The 1470-nt window shown below is 69.5% G+C and carries 2 protein-coding genes; both read right to left on the bottom strand.

What is annotated here, in order from left to right:
• Window positions 1-31 precede the first annotated feature (31 nt).
• Window positions 32-805, bottom strand: a complete 774-nt coding sequence (uppS, locus tag CcI156_RS23715) for a polyprenyl diphosphate synthase (protein ID WP_076808348.1) — start codon at window positions 803-805, stop codon at window positions 32-34.
• Between the two features lie 297 nt (window positions 806-1102).
• Window positions 1103-1357 carry a hypothetical protein gene (locus CcI156_RS23710; RefSeq protein ID WP_011436631.1) on the bottom strand — a complete coding sequence of 85 codons (255 nt, stop codon included), beginning with the start codon at window positions 1355-1357 and terminating at the stop codon, window positions 1103-1105.
• Between the last annotated feature and the right edge of the window lie 113 nt (window positions 1358-1470).

The following is a 1470-nucleotide window of genomic DNA, read 5'->3' as shown; positions in this document are numbered from 1 at the left end:
GGGGCTGCTCATGGGCGGGCCAGACGGTGGATCAGGCGCCGTGGCGTCGCTCCCTGGCGGCGAAGCTGCGCAGGGCGCGCAGGAAGTCGATCTCACGGAACGCCGGCCAGTACGCCTCGCAGAAATACAGCTCCGAGTAGGCGCTCTGCCAGAGCAAGAAGTTGGACAGCCGCTGTTCCCCGCTGGTGCGGATCACCAGATCGGGGTCGGGCTGGCCGGCGGTGTAGAGGTGCTGGGCGATGTCGTCCACGGTCAGYGTCGACGCGACGTCGGTCAGCGAGTCCCCGGCCTCGGCCCGCTCGTGCAGCAGCTCGCGCAGGGCCTCGATGACCTCCTGGCGACCCCCGTACCCGACGGCGAGGGTGACGTGGGCGCCGGTCGTGACGCTGCGGGTTGTCTCCACGGCCTCCTTGAGGACACGGGCCGTGCTGTCCGGCAGCGTGTCCAGCATGCCCGCGAGATGGACCTGCCAGCGGGCGTCCGGCCGCCCGAGCCGGTCGGCCACCACCTGCTCGATCACCTGCATGAGGAAGGCGACCTCGGCGTCCCCGCGCTGCTGCAGGTTCTCCGTCGAGCAGACGAACACGGTGACGTGTTTGATGCCGACAAGCTCGCACCAGGACAGGACGTCCTCGGCGTGCTCGGCGCCGTACTTGTGGCCGAGGCTCGGATTCGCCATGCCCATCTCGCGGGCCMAGCGGCGGTTGCCGTCCATGACCAGCCCGACGTGCGCAGGCAGTGGACCCGCCATGACCTGCCGACGCAGGCGACGGGTATAGAGCGCGTAGAGGGGGCCGGCCGTCATCTGCACCTTCGATTACACCTTCGATTGTGGGACGCCCGGCGATCGCGGGGCACCCGGGGGAGGAGGAGTCCGGGGAGAGCCCATGGTCGGAGAGGGGTTCATGGCCGCTTCCGGCCTGTGGTCGATGGGCCTGTGGTCGATCTGTCGTCGGTGCCGTGGGTGTCGCATCGCCGCATGCGGGGGTAGCGGGGTAGCGGAGGAGTGGAGGAGTGGTACGTCGGAATACCAGTGTGCCCTCTCCCGAAGAAGGGCTTCCGCGGGGGCTCGGGCCGACGCCGCGATCGGGCGGTCCACCGGTCACAGGACCGCTACCGGCCCACCCGCCCCGTGCAGGTCCAGCGCCGGAATCACCAGCCAGCTCTCGTAGCCCCCCGCCCGGGCGTGCCGGTTCGCCTCGGCCGGTGTCACGAAGAATCCGACGACACCTTCCACCGCCCGATCCGGCCCGATGAGGACCGCCAACGCCCATAGCGGGCCGGATTGCTGCGGATTCGCGGCCGGAATATGCGACCACACGTCCGACCAGCTCGACTGGTCAGCCGAGGACTCCATCACGCACCCCTCTTCACGCAGCTTGTCCGGAGCCACCCACGGCGGCCATGGCGGACGAAGGTCGACCGGCGAGAACCATCGGTATCACTATCGGTGCCGCCTCTGCGTCTTAC

It is taken from the genome of Frankia sp. CcI156 (assembly GCF_001983015.1).
Lineage (GTDB): Bacteria > Actinomycetota > Actinomycetes > Frankiales > Frankiaceae > Frankia > Frankia casuarinae.
Note: the sequence above shows the minus strand (reverse complement) of the source record. Positions and strands in the feature narration are given on the sequence as shown.